Raw genomic sequence first — 19398 nt, 5'->3', positions numbered from 1 at the left:
AAGCCAGACCGGGCGTTGCGTTTAGAGTCCGTACGCGGTGCGGGGCATCTGCATGCCCACACGCCGCGTGGCTCCGGAAGTGCGCGAGTTAGAGGCTGCGAGCAACCTGAACCTTCTCGAAGACTTCGATCTTGTCGCCAACCTTGACGTCGTTGTAGCTCTTGACGCCGATACCGCATTCCATGCCGGCACGTACTTCGGAAGCGTCATCCTTGAAGCGGCGCAGGGATTCCAGCTCGCCTTCGAAGATAACGATGTCTTCACGCAGTACACGGATTGGACGGTTACGGAACACGGTGCCTTCGACAACCATGCAGCCGGCGATCGCGCCGAATTTCGGCGAGCGGAACACGTCACGTACTTCGGCGATACCCAGGATGTTCTCCCGGACGTCGCTGCCAAGCATGCCGGTGAGGGCTTTCTTGACGTCTTCGATGATGTCGTAGATGACGTTGTAGTAACGCATGTCCAGGCCTTCCTGCTCGACGATCTTGCGAGCGCCAGCATCGGCACGCACGTTGAAGCCGAACAGTACAGCGTTGGAAGCCAGTGCCAGGTTGGCGTCGGATTCGGTGATACCACCGACACCGCCACCGACAACGCGCACTTGCACTTCGTCGTTACCCAGGCCGTTCAAGGCGCCGTTCAACGCTTCGAGGGAACCACGTACGTCAGATTTGAGGACGATGTTAAGCGTCTTCTTCTCTTCCTGGCCCATGTTCTCGAAGATGTTTTCCAGCTTGCCGGCGTGAGCACGGGCCAGCTTGACTTCACGGAACTTGCCTTGACGGAACAGAGCCACTTCACGGGCTTTCTTCTCGTCGGCAACTACGCTCATCTCGTCGCCAGCGTCCGGGGTACCGTCCAGGCCGAGGATCTCGACCGGGATAGCAGGACCTGCTTCCTTGATTGGCTTGCCGTTCTCGTCGAGCATGGCACGTACACGGCCGTAGTTCGAACCGACCAGTACCATGTCGCCTTGGCGCAAGGTACCGTCTTGAACCAGAACGGTCGCAACCGGGCCACGGCCCTTGTCGAGACGGGACTCAACCACCACGCCACGGCCTGGAGCCGATGGAGTCGCGGTCAGTTCCAGAACCTCGGCTTGCAACAGAACGGCTTCGAGCAGTTCGTCAACGCCGGTACCCATCTTCGCGGAGACCGGTACGAATGGCGTGTCGCCACCCCACTCTTCGGATGTCACGCCGTGAACCGACAGTTCGCTACGGATGCGATCGAGATCGGCGCCCGGCTTGTCGATTTTGTTCACTGCAACCACCAACGGAACGCCAGCTGCCTTGGCATGCTGAACGGCTTCGATGGTTTGTGGCATCACGCCGTCGTCGGCTGCAACCACCAGAATCACGATGTCGGTCGCCTTGGCACCACGGGCACGCATTGCGGTAAACGCGGCGTGACCAGGGGTATCGAGGAACGTCACCATGCCACGGTCGGTTTCAACGTGGTACGCGCCGATGTGCTGGGTGATACCGCCGGCTTCGCCCGCAGCCACCTTGGCACGACGGATGTAGTCGAGCAGGGAAGTTTTACCGTGGTCAACGTGGCCCATTACGGTCACAACCGGTGCACGGGAAACAGCCTCACCTTCAAACTTCAGGGACTCGGCCAAGGAATCTTCCAGGGCGGTGTCGCTGACCAGGGTCACTTTGTGGCCCAATTCTTCAGCCACAAGCTGGGCAGTTTCCTGATCCAGTACCTGGTTGATGGTGGCTGGAGTGCCCAGCTTGAACATGAACTTGATGATTTCAGCTGCCTTGACCGACATCTGCTGGGCCAGATCGCCCACAGTGATGGTCTCGCCGATCTTCACTTCACGCACGACAGGGCCGGTTGGGCTCTGGAAACCGTGGGCGTTGCGTTTCTTCAGCTTGGCCTTGCCGCGACCACCACGACGGAAGCCATCGCTTTCTTCGTCGGTAGTACGTGGCGCAACGCGTGGAGCAGGCGCTTTCTCTTTGACCGAAGCACGATGTGGAGCGTTTTTGCGCTCGCCATCGCCACCACCACCGCGACGATTGTTATCGTCAGCACGTGGCTTATCCGGACGACGAGGTTCGTCGCGTTTACGGGCGTCAGCAGCAGGTGCTGGTGCAGCGGCAACCGGAGCGGCCTCACGCACAGCTTCTACCGGCGCGCTAGGCGCCGCGACCGCTTCAGTGGCAGCGGGTTGCGCAGCAGCAGGCTGGCGACGCGCTTCTTCTTCGGCGCGACGCTTGGCTTCTTCTTCAGCCTTCTGACGTGCAGCATTTTCTACTGCGCGACGTTCTTCCAGTTCGCGTTTGCGCTCGGCTTCGATTTCTTCCGGGCTGCGCTGTACGAAGACTTTCTTCTTGCGTACTTCAACGCTGATGCTCTTGCTACCAGCAACACGCAGGGTGCTGGTGGTTTTGCGCTGCAATGTAATCTTGCGCGGTTCTTCCACTTTCGCCTTGTGGCTGCTCTTCAAGTGAGTCAGCAAAGACTGCTTCTCACTATCGCTCACACCTTCATCGGCGGCGGTGTGCGGCAGACCTGCCTCACGCATCTGCTGCAACAGGCGCTCTACCGGTGTTTTGACCTCATCGGCCAGTTGTTTCACCGTGACTTGCGTCATGCACTTCTCTCCTCAGGCCGCGCCTAGTTACTCGAACCAATGGGCTCGGGCGGCCATGATCAACTTGCCGGCACGATCATCGTCAATGCCGTCGATGTCGAGCAGATCGTCAATAGACTGCTCGGCCAGGTCTTCGCGGGTAATTACGCCGCGCACCGCCAGTTCCATCGCCAAATCCTTGTCCATACCCTCAAGCGAGAGCAGGTCTTCGGCCGGATGGGCGTCTGCCAGCTTTTCCTCAGTAGCGATGGCTTTAGTCAACAAACGATCCTTGGCCCGAGCGCGAAGCTCGTTGACGGTGTCTTCGTCAAAGCCGTCGATGTTGAGCATTTCTTCCAACGGTACGTAGGCAATCTCTTCCAGGCTGGTGAAGCCTTCATCTACCAGCACCTGCGCCAGGTCTTCATCGACTTCCAACTCTTCGATGAAGTTGCGCAGGATGTCACCGGTTTCAGCTTGCTGCTTAGCCTGGATGTCCGATTCGGTCATCACGTTCAGGGTCCAACCGGTCAGTTGGCTGGCCAGACGCACGTTCTGACCACCACGACCAATGGCCTGAGCCAGATTGTCTGCGCCAACGGCGATGTCCATTGCATGGGCATCTTCGTCAACAATAATTGCCGCCACTTCAGCCGGCGACATGGCGTTGATCACGAACTGCGCCGGGTTATCGTCCCACAGGACGATGTCCACACGCTCACCGCCCAATTCGCCCGACACTGCCTGGACGCGCGAACCGCGCATACCGATGCAAGCGCCTTGCGGGTCGATGCGTTTGTCCTTGGAGCGGACCGCGATCTTGGCACGCGAACCCGGGTCGCGGGACGCAGCCATGACTTCGATCAGGCCTTCGGCGATTTCCGGCACTTCGATACGGAACAGCTCGATCAGCATTTCCGGCGCGGTACGCGACAGGATCAACTGAGGGCCGCGGTTCTCGGTGCGGATTTCCTTGAGCAGCGCACGCAAGCGCACGCCGACACGGAAGGTTTCGCGAGAGATGATGTCTTCACGGGCCAGCAACGCTTCGGCGTTGTTGCCCAGGTCGACGATCACGTTGTCGCGGGTGACTTTTTTCACGGTGCCGGAGATGATTTCACCCAGGCGCTCGCGATAGGCGTCAACGACTTGAGCGCGCTCGGCTTCGCGAACCTTCTGCACGATGACCTGCTTGGCGGTCTGTGCAGCGATACGGCCGAATTCGATCGATTCGATCTTTTCTTCGACGACATCACCGACCTTGGCGCCAGGATGCGTTTCGGCAACCTTGCTTGGCCAGGTTTCGATGGCCGGATCATCAAGATCGGCTTCTTCGACGACCGTCCAGCGACGGAAAGTCTCATAGGCACCGGTGTGGCGGTTGATTTCCACACGCAGATCAACTTCGTCTTCAAAACGCTTTTTGGTAGCAGTGGCCAGGGCCAGCTCCAGCGCTTCAAAAATCACGTTTGCCGGTACGCCCTTTTCATTGGATACCGACTCAACAACCAGCAGTACTTCTTTGCTCATCGTACGCCTCGCCTTTCGCAAGCCATTGGATCCGCGGGATCCGCGTCTCAGTCAAAACTGGGAATAATGTTGGCCTTGTCGATCATATCGATCGGCAACAGGAACTCATGGTCTTCTACCTGCACCACGACATCCTGTTCTTCTACACCGCGCAGAAGGCCCTGAAAGTTGCGTCGCCCTTCAAAGGGAGATCGCAGCTTGATCTTCACTTGTTCACCGGCAAATTTTGCAAACTGATCAATAGTGAACAGTGGGCGTTCCATGCCTGGCGAGGAAACTTCGAGGGTGTATTCAACGGAGATCGGATCTTCAACATCCAGCACACCGCTGATCTGACGGCTGACAATGGCACAATCGTCCACCAGCACGCCGCCCTCTTTATCGATATAAACGCGCAACATTGAGTGGCGACCTTGAGCCGAAAACTCAATACCCCAGCATTCATAGCCTAGGGCCACGACCACCGGGGCCAACAAGGCCTGCAACTCTTCTAGCTTGCTCGACACCTGAACCCCCTCGTGCATGTATGTGCATGCTGTGCAAAATAAAAAAATGGGCGAAACGCCCATCCTTGAAACGCCGTCGAACAGCGGCGTTGAAAGTGTCCAGCTAACAAAAAGCCCCTTAAAAGGGGCTCCGCTAAAACTGGTTGCGGGGGCCGGATTTGAACCGACGACCTTCGGGTTATGAGCCCGACGAGCTACCAGACTGCTCCACCCCGCGACAAAGCTGGGGCGGAAGTATACGACCGATCCCTTACAGGGTCAATGTAACCTTCCACCTACAAGAAAGCCCGCAACAGCGGGCTCTCCTGATAATTGGTACCGAGAAGGGGACTCGAACCCCTACACCCTATGGGCACAACCACCTCAAGGTTGCGTGTCTACCAATTCCACCACCTCGGCAATACAGCGTTTACAACCTTCTTACTTCTGCTCTTGAGCTGGAGGTACGTCAGTCGCTGGAGTAGCCGACTTTTGCTCTTGAAGCACCGGGACATCATCAGAAGCCGGTTTTGCTTTTGGTACTTCCAACACTGCTGGGTTTGGGAGACCTACTTGAGTCAGCACATGAGCTTTCTCTTTAGCAAAGTAACCTAACCCCAAGCTGGTTATGAAGAAACCGGCGGCAAGTATAGCAGTAAACTTACTAAGAAAGGTAGAGGAACCTTGGCTTCCGAACACAGTATTTGAAGCACCTGCACCGAAAGACGCACCAGCATCCGCACCTTTACCCTGTTGCAACAAAACCAGGGCAACTACGCCCAGGGCAGCCAACAGATGAAAAACGACTACGACTGTTTCCAGCATTTTTTCAGTTTCCCGCGGCGCGACAGATCGCACCGAACTCATCTGCATTCAGGGAAGCTCCACCAATGAGCCCCCCATCGATATCCGGCATGCCGAACAGTTCGACCGCATTGGCCGCCTTCACGCTGCCGCCGTATAGAAGACGCACACCTTGTGCGACTTCAGAATTCTCTGCCGCCAACTGCGCGCGGATGGCTGCGTGCACATCCTGCGCCTGCTGCGGTGTAGCAGTCAGCCCGGTACCAATGGCCCAGACCGGCTCGTAAGCAATAACTGCCTTTGCAAACGCACCAACACCCAGCTCCTCGATGATGCTGCCCAGCTGACGCGAGACAACCTCAAGAGTCTTGCCTGATTCACGCTGCTCCAGGGTCTCCCCTATGCACAACACTGGAATCAAGCCACAAGCCTGTGCCGCTGCGAACTTGCGATTGAGTGTCCCATCACGCTCGCCCATCATCTGACGGCGCTCGGAGTGCCCGACAAGCACATAGGAACAACCCGCATCGACCAACTGACTCGGCGAAATTTCACCGGTCAACGCACCTTGCATCGGTTCCACCGCAGAGTTCTGCGCGCCGACCTGAATCGACTTGCCTTTCAAGCCATCAACTACTTGGTTGATATGCAAGCAAGGCGGAAAAACCGCAACATCAACACCGCTAGGCAAGGCCAAGTGACGAAGGCCATTGATCAGCTCAGCGACACTGGCGCGGGTACCGTGCATCTTCCAGTTACCAGCTACCATAGTGCGACGCATGCTGTACCTCGTCGGTCAAAGTGGGCGCAGATGTTACCCAACCACATCACCACTGGCAAGCCGAATTCAGGCGCAAACTTCAGTTACCAGTTTTGCCAGGTCTTCGGCATGGCCGCGAACCTGTGTTTCGTCGTCACCTTCGACCATGACGCGCACCAGCGGCTCTGTGCCGGACTTGCGCAACAGCACGCGGCCACGCCCCGCCATTGCCAGGGTCACGCGCTCGCACGCCTCTTTGACAGCCGGGTGCTCGATCGGGTTTTCGCCGCCGGCAAACCGCACATTGAGCAGCACCTGCGGACATTTGCGCAGCGCCTGGCGCGCCTGGGCCAAGCTCTCTTCGCGACGGCGCAGCGACAGCAGAACCTGCAGCGCAGCAATGATCGCATCGCCCGTGGTGGTGTGCTGGAAGCAGACAACGTGACCGGAGTTCTCGCCACCCACCTGCCAGTTACGCTCGAGCAGCTCGGCGATCACATAGCGGTCACCGACATTGGCGCGCACAAACGGAATACCCAGGTCCGCCAAGGCCAATTCAAGCCCCAGGTTACTCATCAAGGTACCGACAACACCGCCTTGCAGCTTGTTACGCTCGTGCAAGTCGCGGGCAATGATGAACAAGAGGTCATCGCCATCAACGATGGCCCCGGTGTGATCCACCATCAGCACACGGTCACCGTCACCATCAAAAGCAATGCCCAAGTCGGCATGTTCGGCAAGGACGGCGGCCTGCAGTTGCTCCATGTGTGTGGAGCCGCAGTTGTCATTGATGTTCAGCCCGTTAGGCTGGGCCGACAGGACTGTAACGTCCGCACCCAATTCCTTGAAAACGCTTGGCGCCACTTTGTAGGTCGCGCCATGAGCGCAATCGACCACAATCTTCAGGCCGGCGAAATTGGTGCTGCTGGGCACACTGCTTTTGCAAAATTCGATATACCGGCCAGAGGCGTCGTTGATACGTGACACCTTGCCCAGCTTGCTGGACTCAACCACCGTCATCGGCGCATCCAGCAGCTCTTCGATCATCAATTCGATCTCGTCCGGCAGCTTGGTGCCCTGCCCCGAGAAGAATTTGATGCCATTGTCATCATGAGGATTGTGCGAAGCACTGATCACAATACCGGCTTCAGCGTGAAAGGTACGCGTCAGGTAAGCGATCGCCGGCGTCGGCATAGGCCCCAGCAGCATCACATCGGCACCCGCAGCGGACAGGCCTGCCTCCAGTGCAGATTCAAACATGTAGCCCGAAATACGGGTGTCTTTACCCACCAGGATGCGGCAAGCGCCCATGCTTCGGAACGCCATGCCCGCAGCCCAACCCAGCTTAAGCATGAAATCAGGAGTAATCGGGTATTCGCCGACCCGACCACGGATACCGTCGGTGCCAAAGTATTTCTTAGTCATAAGTGCTCCATCATTCTTATTCGGCTGATTCTACTGCGGCAATCATGCGCACCACATCCACTGTTTCGGCAACATCGTGCACACGCAAGATACGCGCGCCTTTGCTGACTGCAAGCGCTGCCAGTGCAAGACCACCGTACAGCCGCTCACCCACCGGGCGATTCAGGGCCAGCCCTATCATGCTTTTGCGCGAAACGCCGACCAGAATAGGTCGACCAAGGGCATGCAGGGATTCCATATGTTTGAACAGACTTAGATTGTGCTGCAGGGTCTTGGCGAAGCCAAAGCCGGGATCGAGGATGATCTTTTCCGCAGCAATCCCCGCGACGGCACATTGAGCGACCCGCTCAGCGAGGAAACCGCTGACTTCGCCGACAAGGTCATCATAGTGAGGATTGTCCTGCATATTGCCGGGTTCTCCGAGCATATGCATCAGGCACACCGGCAAACCGGTCGCGGCAGCAGCATCAAGGGCACCGTCGCGCTGGAGGGAGCGCACATCGTTGATCAACCCCGCGCCCAGCCGCGCAGTTTCGCGCATCACTGCAGGCGTCGAGGTGTCCACCGAGATAATCACATCCAGCTCACGCGCAATGCGCTCGACTATTGGCGCCACTCGCTCCAGCTCCTCCAAGGGAGAAACCACGCGTGCGCCAGGACGAGTCGACTCACCACCGACATCAATCAGCGTCGCCCCTGCGGCGACCATCGCCTCTGCATGACGCAATGCAGCATCATGCTGGCTGAAGCGGCCACCGTCGGAAAAGGAGTCGGGGGTTACATTAAGAATGCCCATGACATGTGTATGGGCCAAATCAAGAACCCGGTTGCCGCAAGGCAACCGGGTGGAGGACAACGCAGAAGTCATTTCAAACCTTAGTGGTCGGCTGCAGGGCCGCCGATCGGGGTTTCAGGGCGTTCGTTCTGAACCACCGGCGGAGTGCCAGAAGTGCCCGAACCGCCTTCCCAATCGCGAGGCTCACGCGGCGTGCGACCGGCCATGATGTCGTCGATCTGGTCGGCATCAATGGTCTCGTACTTCATCAGCGCGTCGGCCATCGCGTCCAGCTTGTCGCGGTTGTCAGTCAGGATCTGCTTGGCCGTGCCGTAGCACTGGTCAATGATACTGCGCACTTCGGAGTCGATCAGCTTGGCTGTCTCACCGGAGAAACTGGCGTTTTGACCGCCACCGCCACGACCCAGGAACACTTCGCCTTCTTCCTCGGCATACATCAGCGGGCCGAGTTTTTCCGACAAGCCCCACTTGGTCACCATGTTCCGTGCAATCTGGCTGGCACGCATGATGTCGTTGGAAGCGCCGGTAGTGACGCCATCGAAGCCCAGGGTCATCTCCTCAGCAATCCGGCCACCGTACAGCGAACAGATCTGGCTGATCAGTGCACGCTTGGAGAGGCTATAGCGATCCTCTTCCGGCAGGAACATGGTGACACCCAGCGCCCGTCCACGAGGAATGATCGACACTTTGTAGACCGGGTCGTGCTCAGGCACAACGCGACCGACAATGGCGTGACCGGCTTCGTGATACGCAGTGTTCTGCTTCTCTTTCTCGGACATGACCATGGATTTGCGCTCGGCGCCCATCATGATCTTGTCTTTCGCCAATTCGAACTCTTTCATCTCCACGATGCGCTTGCCGGTACGGGCAGCAAACAACGAAGCCTCGTTGACCAGGTTGGCCAGGTCGGCACCGGAGAAGCCCGGAGTACCACGGGCAATCACGGCCGGAGCCACGTCGTCCCCCATTGGCACTTTGCGCATGTGTACTTTCAGGATCTGTTCGCGGCCACGGATATCCGGCAAGCCAACCACAACCTGGCGGTCGAAACGGCCTGGACGCAGCAGCGCAGGGTCCAGAACGTCCGGACGGTTGGTTGCAGCAATCACGATGATGCCGTCGTTCATTTCAAAGCCGTCCATCTCAACCAGCAACTGGTTAAGGGTCTGCTCACGCTCATCATGACCGCCGCCCATGCCGGCGCCACGGTGGCGACCAACGGCGTCGATTTCATCGATGAAAATGATGCAAGGCGCATGCTTTTTAGCCTGTTCGAACATATCGCGAACACGGCTGGCGCCCACGCCGACGAACATCTCGACGAAGTCAGAACCGGAAATGGTGAAGAACGGCACCTTGGCCTCACCAGCAATCGCCTTGGCCAGCAAGGTTTTACCGGTACCCGGAGGACCAACCATCAGCACACCGCGAGGAATGCGGCCGCCCAAGCGCTGGAATTTGCCCGGATCGCGCAGGAACTCGACCAACTCGCCCACTTCCTCTTTGGCTTCGTCGCAACCCGCAACGTCAGCCAGGGTGGTTTTCACCTGATCTTCGGAGAGTAGGCGTGCCTTGCTCTTGCCAAAGCTCATCGGCCCGCCCTTGCCGCCCGCACCGCCTTGCATCTGGCGCATGAAGAACATGAACACGGCGATGATCACCAGGATCGGGAAGCTGGCTACCAGCAACTGGGTCCAGATGCTCTGCTGCTCTGGCTGCTTGCCTTCGACAACCACGTGGTTATCCACCAGGTCGCCGATCAGACCGTTGTCCTGGATTGCCGGACGAATGGTCTTGAAGCTATCGCCATCGTTGCGTTTGCCGGTGATCACGTAGCCATCAACCGCTACGCGCTCGACCTTGCCATCCTTAACTTGCTGGATGAAGTCGGAATAGTTGAGGGTCTGCGGCTCGTTAGGGCTGGAGAAGTTGTTCATCACCGTCACCAGGACAGCCGCGATGATCAACCACAGGATCAGATTCTTTGCCATATCGTTCAATTAACTACCCTCTGAAGCAAGCTCCGCTACTGGCGCGCGCTTCGCATGATATTCACCGGCCTAACTTACTACATTACCTACAACACTGGCAGGCGCCGTCTGTAACCCTTTGTGAAACTTTGACTACACAATATTCGTAAAGCTTCGTGACGAAAGCGATATAAAAAAACCTATCGACTCCCTTCAAACCTTCAAAGACGCTCATCACTGGCGGCGCCTTCGATCCCGCGGAACCCCCGCGCCAACAGATACTGCTCGCGAGACCGGTCACGAGAAGAGTCCGGTTTGCGCATCTGTACCTTGTCGAACAGCTTGCGGATGTTCTTGTGGTACTCGTCGAAGCCTTCACCCTGGAAGACCTTGACCAGGAAATCACCACCCGGACGCAATACCCGACCCGCCAGATCCAGTGCCAACTCGCAGAGGAACATGGCGCGCGGCATATCAACAGCCGGTAATCCACTCATATTGGGGGCCATGTCGGAAATCACAAGGTCCACTTGCGAATTTCCTACAGCTTCCAGGATCTCAGCCAGGACAGCGTCCTGGGTAAAGTCACCGTGAACAAAGGTCACGTCCGGGATGCTGTCCATCTCCAGGATGTCGGAAGCGATCAAGCGGCCTTGCCCACCAATCAGACGACTGGCCACCTGGGACCAGCCACCCGGGGCGGCGCCCAGGTCGATCACGCTCATGCCGGGGCGAAACAATTTGTCCTTGTCCTGCAGCTCCAGCAGTTTGTAGCTGGCCCGGGAACGGTAGCCGTCCTTTTGCGCCTTTTTGACGTAAGGATCGTTGAAATGTTCTTGTAGCCACTTAAGGCTGGTTTTGGAACGGGCCACGGGCCACCTCGAAAAATAAAACGGGTCGTGATTAACTGGGCGGTCCCGGACTCGCTCGGGTAAACTGGCCGCCGCTTTTTACAAGATCAGACGCAGGGGTCAGATTATGCCGCTCACTCAAGAGCAGAAGAAACAGTACAAATCCATTGGCCACCATCTGAAACCAGTTCTGATTGTGGCAGATAACGGTTTGACTGAAGGTGTGTTAGCCGAATTCGAACGTGCACTGAACGATCATGAACTGATCAAGATCAAGGTCAACATCCTTGACCGCGAAGCGCGCCTGGCCGCCATTGCAGAACTGTGCAAGGCGGGCAAAGCGGACCTGGTCCAGGTCATCGGCAAGATGGCGCTGCTTTATCGCAAGAACTTCAGCGTCAACAAGCAACTGTCGAACGTACACCGCTTCAAGTAGCTTTTAAATTACAAAAAGGGTCATGGGCGTGCTTCGCGCGCCCTGCCACTCCATCCCGGTGCAGGCTGCATGACCAGCACCAGGCCGGAGAACCCTAGCACAAGATAGCTGAACAGCTGCCAGCGCAACGCCTCCGGCAGCCAGACATGCACCACGCAAAACATTGCGCACGCATACAGCGCCATCAACAGCAGTTGCCCGCGAATATCCCGCCATAGACTCCCCAAGCCCTCGGCCTTGACCAGCACCAACGCCTGGAGCATCACGCACGCCGCCGCAAAACCCACCAGCAACGCACTGAGTAATCCATCGATCTCATCGATCAGCAACGGTGCCAGGCCAATCAGGCCCAGCGCCGGCAGTACACCAATATGCAACAACCACAGGCCGCCGACCCAAAGCATCTGGGAAAGCTGCCAAAGCATGGCGCCCGCACGAAGCGGGCGCCGCCTTTCAGACGTGACGAACTTCAACGATCTCGTACTCGATTACGCCGCCTGGCGTCTTCACAGCCACCACATCGCCCTCTTCCTTGGCAATCAAGGCACGGGCAAGTGGGGAACCGACAGAAATCTTGCCGAGCTTGAAGTCAGCCTCATCTTCACCAACGATGTGGTAGACCACGCTTTCGTCAGTCTCGACGTTGGCGATTTCCACAGTCGTGCCGAAAATCACCTTGCCGGTCTTCGGAATGGTCGTCACGTCGATGACCACCGAGTTCTGCAGGCGGCCTTCGATGTCACGGATCCGCGCCTCGACCATACCTTGCTGCTCGCGGGCAGCATGGTATTCGGCGTTTTCCTTCAGGTCACCCAGTTCGCGGGCCGTACCGATGTCCTGGCTCAGCTTTGGACGTACGACCTTGGTCAGGTGGGCGTGCTCCTCTTCCAAGGCCTTGAAGCCCTGGACGGTCATTGGGTATTTGGTCATGCCTTCAATCCTGCGTGTAGATCCTGCAAGCGACGCACGGTCTTTTCCGGACCGAACTTGAGCGCTTCGCAGATGGCTTCGCCAGCAGCAATGGTGGTGGTGCAGTAGATCTTGTGCTGCAAGGCGTTACGACGAATGGAGTAGGAATCCGCGATCGATTGACGACCCTCGGTGGTGTTGATGATCAGCGTGACTTCGTCATTCTTGATCATGTCGACCACGTGCGGACGGCCTTCCGTCACCTTGTTCACGCGACGCACTTTCAGGCCGGCAGCTTCGATCAGCTTGGCGGTCCCGGCAGTGGCCACGACTTCGAAGCCCAAGTTGATCAGATCACGAGCCACACCTGCAACCAGTGGCTTGTCGTCATCACGCACGCTGATGAAGGCAGTACCGCCGGTCGGCAGTACTTCGCTGGCGCCCATCTGGGCCTTGGCGAAAGCTTCACCGAAGGTATCGCCCACACCCATCACTTCACCGGTGGACTTCATCTCTGGGCCCAGGATCGGGTCCACACCCGGGAATTTGGCGAATGGGAACACCGCCTCTTTCACGCTGTAGAAGTTCGGAATGATTTCCTTGGTGAAGCCGATTTCCTTCAGGGTCTTACCAGCCATCACGCGGGCAGCGATCATGGCCAGGGAGACACCGATGCACTTGGAAACAAATGGCACGGTACGCGAAGCACGCGGGTTGACTTCAATGACGTAGATGTCTTCGCCTTGCAGCGCCAACTGTACGTTCATCAGGCCGACTACGCCCAACTCCAAGGCCATTTTCTTGACCTGTTCGCGCATCTCGTCCTGGATGTGCGCCGGCAGCGAGTACGGCGGCAGCGAGCATGCAGAGTCACCGGAGTGAACGCCCGCCTGTTCGATGTGCTGCATGATCGCGCCGATCACCACGTCGGTACCGTCGCAGACCGCATCCACGTCCATCTCGATGGCGCAGTTGAGGAAGTGGTCAAGCAACACCGGGCTGTCGTTGGACACTTTCACCGCATCGCGCAGGTAACGCTTGAGCTCTTCTTCTTCGTAGACAATTTCCATCGCACGGCCGCCCAGTACATAGGACGGGCGCACCACCAGCGGGTAGCCGATCTTGCTGGCTGCACGGATGGCTTCGTCTTCGCTGCGCACAGTGGCGTTTGGCGGCTGACGCAGGTTCAGGCGCTCAACCATTTGCTGGAAGCGCTCGCGGTCTTCTGCACGGTCGATAGCGTCCGGGCTGGTGCCGATGATCGGCACGCCGGCGGCTTCCAGGGCACGCGCCAGTTTCAGCGGGGTTTGGCCGCCGTACTGGACGATCACGCCTTTCGGCTTCTCGACACGTACGATTTCCAGCACGTCTTCCAGGGTCACTGGCTCGAAGTACAGGCGGTCGGAGGTGTCGTAGTCGGTAGAAACGGTTTCCGGGTTGCAGTTGACCATGATGGTCTCGTAGCCATCTTCGCGCAGCGCGAGGGCGGCATGGACGCAGCAGTAGTCAAACTCGATACCCTGGCCGATACGGTTTGGACCACCGCCCAGGATCATGATCTTGTCGCGACCCGACGGTGCGGCTTCGCACTCTTCCTCATAGGTGGAGTACAGGTAGGCGGTGTCGGTGGAGAACTCGGCCGCGCAGGTGTCAACGCGCTTGTAGACCGGGAAGATCTCCAGCTTGTGGCGATGGGTGCGCAGGTTCTTCTCGGTCACACCCAGCAACTTGGCCAGACGCTGGTCGGAGAAGCCCTTGCGCTTGAGGCGGAACATCATGTCGCGGTCGATGCTGGCCAGACCCAAGGTCTTGACCTTCTCTTCTTCCTTGATCAGATCTTCGATCTGTACCAGGAACCACGGATCGATCATGTTCATGCCGAAGATGTCTTCGACGGTCATGCCGGCGCGGAAGGCGTCAGCCACGTACCAGATACGCTCGGCGCCCGGCACGGTCAGCTCGCGCTTGAGCACGCTCATGCTTTCCGGGTTGCTCAGGTCGAGCTTCTCATCCAAGCCGCAAACGCCTACTTCCAGGCCGCGCAGGGCTTTCTGCAGGGATTCCTGGAAAGTCCGGCCGATGGCCATGACTTCACCCACAGATTTCATCTGGGTGGTCAGGCGTGCATCAGCCTTGGCGAATTTCTCGAAGGCAAAACGTGGGAGCTTGGTCACAACGTAGTCGATGGACGGCTCGAAGGACGCCGGGGTCTTGCCGCCGGTAATGTCGTTCGACAATTCGTCCAGGGTGTAACCCACGGCCAGCTTGGCCGCGACCTTGGCGATCGGGAAGCCGGTGGCTTTCGAAGCCAGGGCCGACGAACGGGATACACGCGGGTTCATCTCGATCACGACCATACGGCCAGTGTTCGGGCAGATACCGAACTGAACGTTGGAACCGCCGGTTTCCACGCCGATCTCGCGCAATACCGCCAGGGAGGCGTTACGCAGGATCTGGTATTCCTTGTCGGTCAGGGTTTGTGCCGGCGCCACGGTGATCGAGTCACCGGTGTGCACGCCCATCGGGTCGAAGTTTTCGATGGAGCAGACGATGATGCAGTTGTCCTTCTTATCGCGGACAACCTCCATCTCATATTCTTTCCAGCCGATCAGGGATTCGTCGATCAGCAGCTCTTTGGTCGGCGACAGGTCCAGGCCGCGGGCGCAGATCTCTTCGAACTCTTCACGGTTGTATGCGATACCGCCACCGGTGCCGCCCATGGTGAAGGACGGACGGATGATGCACGGGAAGCCCAGGGTCTCGAGGACCGCATTGGCTTCTTCCATGCTGTGGGCGATACCGGAACGCGGGCAAGCCAGGCCGATGGATTTCATGGCCTTGTCGAAACGCGAACGGTCTTCAGCCTTGTCGATGGTGTCGGCATTGGCGCCGATCATCTCTACGCCGAACTTTTCCAGGACGCCTTCGCGCTCCAGGTCCAGGGCGCAGTTCAGTGCAGTCTGGCCGCCCATGGTTGGCAGCAGTGCGTCTGGACGCTCTTTTTCGATGATCTTGGCAACGGTCTGCCACTTGATCGGCTCGATGTAGGTAGCGTCGGCCATGGCCGGGTCGGTCATGATGGTGGCTGGGTTGGAGTTCACCAGGATGACGCGGTAGCCCTCCTCGCGCAGGGCTTTACAGGCCTGGGCGCCGGAGTAGTCGAATTCACAGGCCTGGCCGATCACGATCGGGCCAGCGCCGAGAATCAGGATGCTTTTTATGTCTGTACGTTTTGGCATGGGTTTGTCACTCAAATCCGCAGGTCAGTCGGCAAGCCGTCTTGAACAATCTTTGAAGAGCCTGCGGGGGCCACCGGAGTCCGGGGCCGCCCGCAGGCCGCTCAGTCAGCGTCGCTTGGCCATCTCATTGATGAAACGGTCGAACAGCGGCGCTACGTCGTTCGGGCCCGGGCTGGCTTCAGGGTGGCCCTGGAAGCTGAACGCGCTCTTGTCGGTGCGCTCGATACCCTGCAGGGAACCGTCGAACAGCGACTTGTGAATGGCGCGCACGTTGCTCGGCAAGGTGGCTTCATCTACCGCAAAACCGTGGTTCTGGCTGGTGATCATCACAACGCCGGTGTCCAGGTCTTGCACAGGGTGGTTGGCACCGTGGTGGCCGTGACCCATTTTCAGGGTCTTGGCGCCAGAGGCCAGGGCCAACAGCTGGTGGCCGAGGCAGATACCGAATACTGGAATCTCGGTTTCCAGCACGTCCTTGATCGCCTGGATGGCGTAGTCGCAAGGCTCTGGGTCACCCGGACCGTTGGACAGGAACACGCCGTCCGGTTGCAGGGCGAGCACGTCGCTGGCCGGGGTTTGCGCCGGCACCACGGTCACGCGGCAACCGCGCTCGACCAGCATGCGCAGGATGTTGTACTTCACACCGTAGTCGTAGGCGACCACGTGGTAAGGCAACTCGGCAGCATCGATGGTCGCGTGGCTGTCCGTCTTCAAGTCCCAGACCGTGGAGCGCCACTCGTACTTCTCTTTGACGCTGACGACTTTCGCCAGGTCCATGCCCTTCAGGCCAGGGAAGCCTTGCGCTGCGGCAATCGCCGCCTCTTCGGAAATATTGTCACCGACCATGATGCAGCCGTTCTGCGAGCCTTTTTCACGCAGGATGCGTGTCAGGCGGCGCGTATCGATACCAGCGATCGCCACAACATTGTTGGCTTTCAAGTAATCGGACAGCGACATCGTGTTACGCCAGTTGCTCGCAACCAGTGGCAGGTCGCGAATCACCAGACCGGCCGACCAGACACGATCAGACTCGACATCTTCCGGTGTAGTACCGGTGTTGCCAATGTGCGGATAGGTCAGGGTAACGATCTGTTGGGCGTAGGAAGGATCGGTAAGGATTTCCTGATAGCCGGTCATGGCAGTGTTAAACACCACCTCTCCAACGGTCTGACCGTCGGCTCCAATGGCTTCGCCGCGAAAAATGCTGCCATCAGCAAGGGCGAGTATGGCTGGCTTAGTCAAGAAGACCTCCCGTAAATAAAGCCTGAAAGGGCGATCGCAGGTTGTAAAAAAGCGGAGTGACGTATGGACACGTCACCCCGCTTCTTCACCGAATTATTCTGCGCGCTTTTAGTGGACACACTAAAGCTGTAGCTTACAGAAAAAGGCTTTTTTGGTCCACCGCTAATGAGCCTTAAAGGCAGGGGAATGCGACAGGACGTCGCTTAGCGGGTAAAAACGGGGCCCAAGCATAAGCTTGAGGCCCCTTTTTAGCTACAGATTAGTGCAGATCCAGCACGTCGCGCATGTCGTAAAGGCCCGCCTCGCGACCTTCCAGCCAGAGCGCAGCACGTACCGCCCCCTTGGCAAACGTCATGCGACTGGACGCCTTGTGCGTGATTTCCAGGCGTTCACCCTCAGTGGCGAACAACACGGTGTGATCTCCCACCACATCACCACCGCGCACGGTTGCAAACCCAATGGTGTCACGCGCACGCGCACCGGTATGACCTTCGCGGCCGTACACCGCCACTTTCGACAAGTCGCGACCGAGCGCATCGGCAATCGCCTCGCCCATGCGCAGCGCGGTACCCGAAGGTGCGTCGATCTTGTGGCGATGATGGGTCTCGATGATTTCGATATCCGCTTCATCCCCAAGCACACGAGCCGCCAGATCAAGCAGCTTGAGCGACAGGTTCACACCCACACTGAAGTTGGCCGCGAAGACGATAGGAATGTCCTTGCCCGCCTCTACCAGCAACTGCTTCTGCTCAAGCGTCAAACCGGTGGTGCCGATCACCATCGCCTTGCCCGCCTTGCGGCAAAAAGCCAGGTTCTTCAGCATCACGTCCGGCAGGGTGAAATCGATCAGCACGTCAAACTCGTCAGCCACCTGCTCCAGGTTGCCAGACAACGAAACACCGATACGCCCCAACGAAGCCAACTCACCGGCATCCGCACCAATCAACGTGCTGCCCGGACGAACGATCGCCGCGGTCAGCCCGGAGGCCGGCGAGCGCTGCTGCACCGCTTCGACCAGCGTCTTGCCCATGCGCCCGGCAGCGCCCATTACGGCTATACGTCGCATACTCAATTCCTTACAGGTCGCCGAAGAAGCGCTTCACGCCATCGAAAAAGCCCGCGGTTTTCGGCGAGTGGGAGTCATCACCCTCCATCGAACTGCGGAATTCTTCCAGCAGTTCGCGCTGACGGCGATTCAGGTTGACCGGCGTTTCCACCGCCACACGACACATCAGGTCACCAGCGCCACCACCGCGTACCGGCGCAACGCCTTTGCCACGGATGCGGAACTGCTTGCCGGTCTGCGTGCCTTCAGGGATCTTGAGCTTGACGCGACCATCAAGGGTCGGAATCTCCAACTCACCACCCAGCGCCGCATCAACAAAGCTGATTGGCACTTCACAGAACAGATGCTTGCCGTCACGCTGGAAGATCGAGTGCTCGCGCACGTTGATCACCACGTACAGGTCGCCCGTAGGCCCACCCTGAGTACCCGCCTCGCCTTCGCCGGACAGGCGAATACGGTCACCGGTATCCACGCCAGCCGGCACTTTTACCGACAGGGTTTTGTACTCTTCGACACGACCTTCGCCGTGGCAGGAGTCGCACGGATCGGAAATGATCTTGCCCTGGCCATGGCAGCGCGGGCAGGTCTGCTGCACCGAGAAGAAGCCCTGCTGCATGCGGACCTGACCAATACCACCACACGTCGGGCACGTGATGGGCGAAGAGCCCTTCTTGGCGCCCGAGCCATCGCACGGCTTGCAGTTGACCAGCGTCGGCACACGGATATTGACGCTGGTACCGCGCACGGCTTCTTCCAGGTTCAACTCCAGCGTGTAGCGCAAGTCACTGCCACGCTGGGCGCCGCCACGCTGACCACCCCGGCCACCGCCGAAGAAGTCGCTGAACACGTCACCGAAAATATCGGAGAAGTTCTGACCGCCAAACCCAGCACCGCCGCCACCCATGCTCGGGTCGACGCCGGCGTGGCCGTACTGGTCGTACGCCGCACGCTTGTTGGGATCAGACAGACATTCGTAGGCCTCATTGGCCTCTTTGAACATTTCTTCGGATTCTTTGCTATCCGGATTACGGTCCGGGTGGTGCTTCATCGCCAAGCGACGGTAGGCCTTCTTCAGGTCCGCCTCGCTGGAACCGCGCTCCACACCCAATACTTCGTAATAGTCACGCTTTGCCATAAGTCTTTGCACTCTTAAGGACGTTCAGCCAGACCCTCCTGAGCCTTGCCAAACTCGTTGAGCCCCAATACAGGCCCGGACCCAACTCACGTCAATTCAACGATCCTGGTCGTTACTACTTTTTAGCCAGGGACCCGGCCAAAAGTGCGGTATTTAC

16 protein-coding genes and 2 tRNA genes are annotated in these 19398 nt (G+C 58.4%); 1 reads left to right on the top strand and 17 read right to left on the bottom strand.

Annotated features, from left to right (window positions below):
* Positions 1-88: 88 nt before the first annotated feature.
* The 11 genes from infB to rlmE all read right to left on the bottom strand — a co-directional run bounded on the left by infB (position 89) and on the right by rlmE (position 11235).
* Positions 89-2614 carry a translation initiation factor IF-2 gene (gene infB / locus AC0IYN_RS15105; protein ID WP_078050216.1) on the bottom strand — a complete coding sequence of 842 codons (2526 nt, stop codon included), beginning with the start codon at positions 2612-2614 and terminating at the stop codon, positions 89-91.
* Positions 2615-2641: 27 nt separating this feature from the next.
* Positions 2642-4123, bottom strand: a complete 1482-nt coding sequence (gene nusA / locus AC0IYN_RS15100) for a transcription termination factor NusA (protein ID WP_025857112.1) — start codon at positions 4121-4123, stop codon at positions 2642-2644.
* 47 nt (positions 4124-4170) lie between these two features.
* Positions 4171-4629: a ribosome maturation factor RimP gene (rimP, locus tag AC0IYN_RS15095; RefSeq protein WP_003235029.1), complete on the bottom strand. Its 459-nt coding sequence runs from the start codon at positions 4627-4629 to the stop codon at positions 4171-4173.
* Positions 4630-4769: 140 nt separating this feature from the next.
* Positions 4770-4846, bottom strand: a tRNA-Met gene (locus tag AC0IYN_RS15090).
* A 96-nt stretch (positions 4847-4942) separates the two neighbouring features.
* Positions 4943-5028, bottom strand: a tRNA-Leu gene (locus AC0IYN_RS15085).
* Between the two features lie 21 nt (positions 5029-5049).
* Positions 5050-5433, bottom strand: coding sequence for a preprotein translocase subunit SecG (gene secG, locus AC0IYN_RS15080; protein WP_010206600.1), 384 nt, complete (start codon positions 5431-5433; stop codon positions 5050-5052).
* Positions 5434-5437: 4 nt separating this feature from the next.
* Positions 5438-6193, bottom strand: a complete 756-nt coding sequence (tpiA, locus tag AC0IYN_RS15075) for a triose-phosphate isomerase (protein WP_003194193.1) — start codon at positions 6191-6193, stop codon at positions 5438-5440.
* 66 nt (positions 6194-6259) lie between these two features.
* The gene (gene glmM / locus AC0IYN_RS15070) at positions 6260-7597 is read right to left on the bottom strand and encodes a phosphoglucosamine mutase (protein ID WP_078050218.1); all 1338 of its coding nucleotides are present in this window, start codon (positions 7595-7597) and stop codon (positions 6260-6262) included.
* Between the two features lie 16 nt (positions 7598-7613).
* On the bottom strand, positions 7614-8465 hold the full coding sequence (gene folP, locus AC0IYN_RS15065; protein WP_471842079.1) for a dihydropteroate synthase: 852 nt from the start codon (positions 8463-8465) through the stop codon (positions 7614-7616).
* 8 nt (positions 8466-8473) lie between these two features.
* The gene (gene ftsH, locus AC0IYN_RS15060) at positions 8474-10384 is read right to left on the bottom strand and encodes an ATP-dependent zinc metalloprotease FtsH (RefSeq protein WP_010562674.1); all 1911 of its coding nucleotides are present in this window, start codon (positions 10382-10384) and stop codon (positions 8474-8476) included.
* Between the two features lie 200 nt (positions 10385-10584).
* Entirely contained in the window at positions 10585-11235 is a 651-nt protein-coding gene (gene rlmE / locus AC0IYN_RS15055; protein ID WP_010206606.1) for a 23S rRNA (uridine(2552)-2'-O)-methyltransferase RlmE, read from the bottom strand.
* A 106-nt stretch (positions 11236-11341) separates the two neighbouring features.
* On the opposite strand from rlmE, the gene yhbY reads away from it, so the two are divergent.
* The gene (yhbY, locus tag AC0IYN_RS15050; protein ID WP_028617972.1) at positions 11342-11650 is read left to right on the top strand and encodes a ribosome assembly RNA-binding protein YhbY; all 309 of its coding nucleotides are present in this window, start codon (positions 11342-11344) and stop codon (positions 11648-11650) included.
* A 20-nt stretch (positions 11651-11670) separates the two neighbouring features.
* Here the strand turns inward: yhbY and AC0IYN_RS15045 are convergent, their stop codons facing one another.
* The 6 genes from AC0IYN_RS15045 to dnaJ form a co-directional block, all read right to left on the bottom strand.
* Positions 11671-12075, bottom strand: a complete 405-nt coding sequence (locus tag AC0IYN_RS15045) for an MFS transporter (protein WP_406597570.1) — start codon at positions 12073-12075, stop codon at positions 11671-11673.
* A gap of 28 nt (positions 12076-12103) precedes the next feature.
* Entirely contained in the window at positions 12104-12580 is a 477-nt protein-coding gene (gene greA / locus AC0IYN_RS15040; protein ID WP_003235048.1) for a transcription elongation factor GreA, read from the bottom strand.
* Positions 12577-15798 carry a carbamoyl-phosphate synthase large subunit gene (gene carB / locus AC0IYN_RS15035; protein ID WP_010206612.1) on the bottom strand — a complete coding sequence of 1074 codons (3222 nt, stop codon included), beginning with the start codon at positions 15796-15798 and terminating at the stop codon, positions 12577-12579. Before carB ends, greA begins: the two co-directional genes overlap by 4 nt.
* A 105-nt stretch (positions 15799-15903) precedes the next feature.
* Positions 15904-17040: a glutamine-hydrolyzing carbamoyl-phosphate synthase small subunit gene (gene carA / locus AC0IYN_RS15030; protein WP_025857106.1), complete on the bottom strand. Its 1137-nt coding sequence runs from the start codon at positions 17038-17040 to the stop codon at positions 15904-15906.
* A 259-nt stretch (positions 17041-17299) separates the two neighbouring features.
* Entirely contained in the window at positions 17300-18106 is an 807-nt protein-coding gene (dapB, locus tag AC0IYN_RS15025) for a 4-hydroxy-tetrahydrodipicolinate reductase (RefSeq protein WP_406597571.1), read from the bottom strand.
* Positions 18107-18116: 10 nt separating this feature from the next.
* Complete coding sequence (gene dnaJ / locus AC0IYN_RS15020) at positions 18117-19241, bottom strand: molecular chaperone DnaJ (RefSeq protein WP_016976814.1); 1125 nt, start codon at positions 19239-19241, stop codon at positions 18117-18119.
* Between the last annotated feature and the right edge of the window lie 157 nt (positions 19242-19398).

It is taken from the genome of Pseudomonas sp. AC112, from assembly GCF_979253545.1.
Note: the sequence above shows the minus strand (reverse complement) of the source record. Positions and strands in the feature narration are given on the sequence as shown.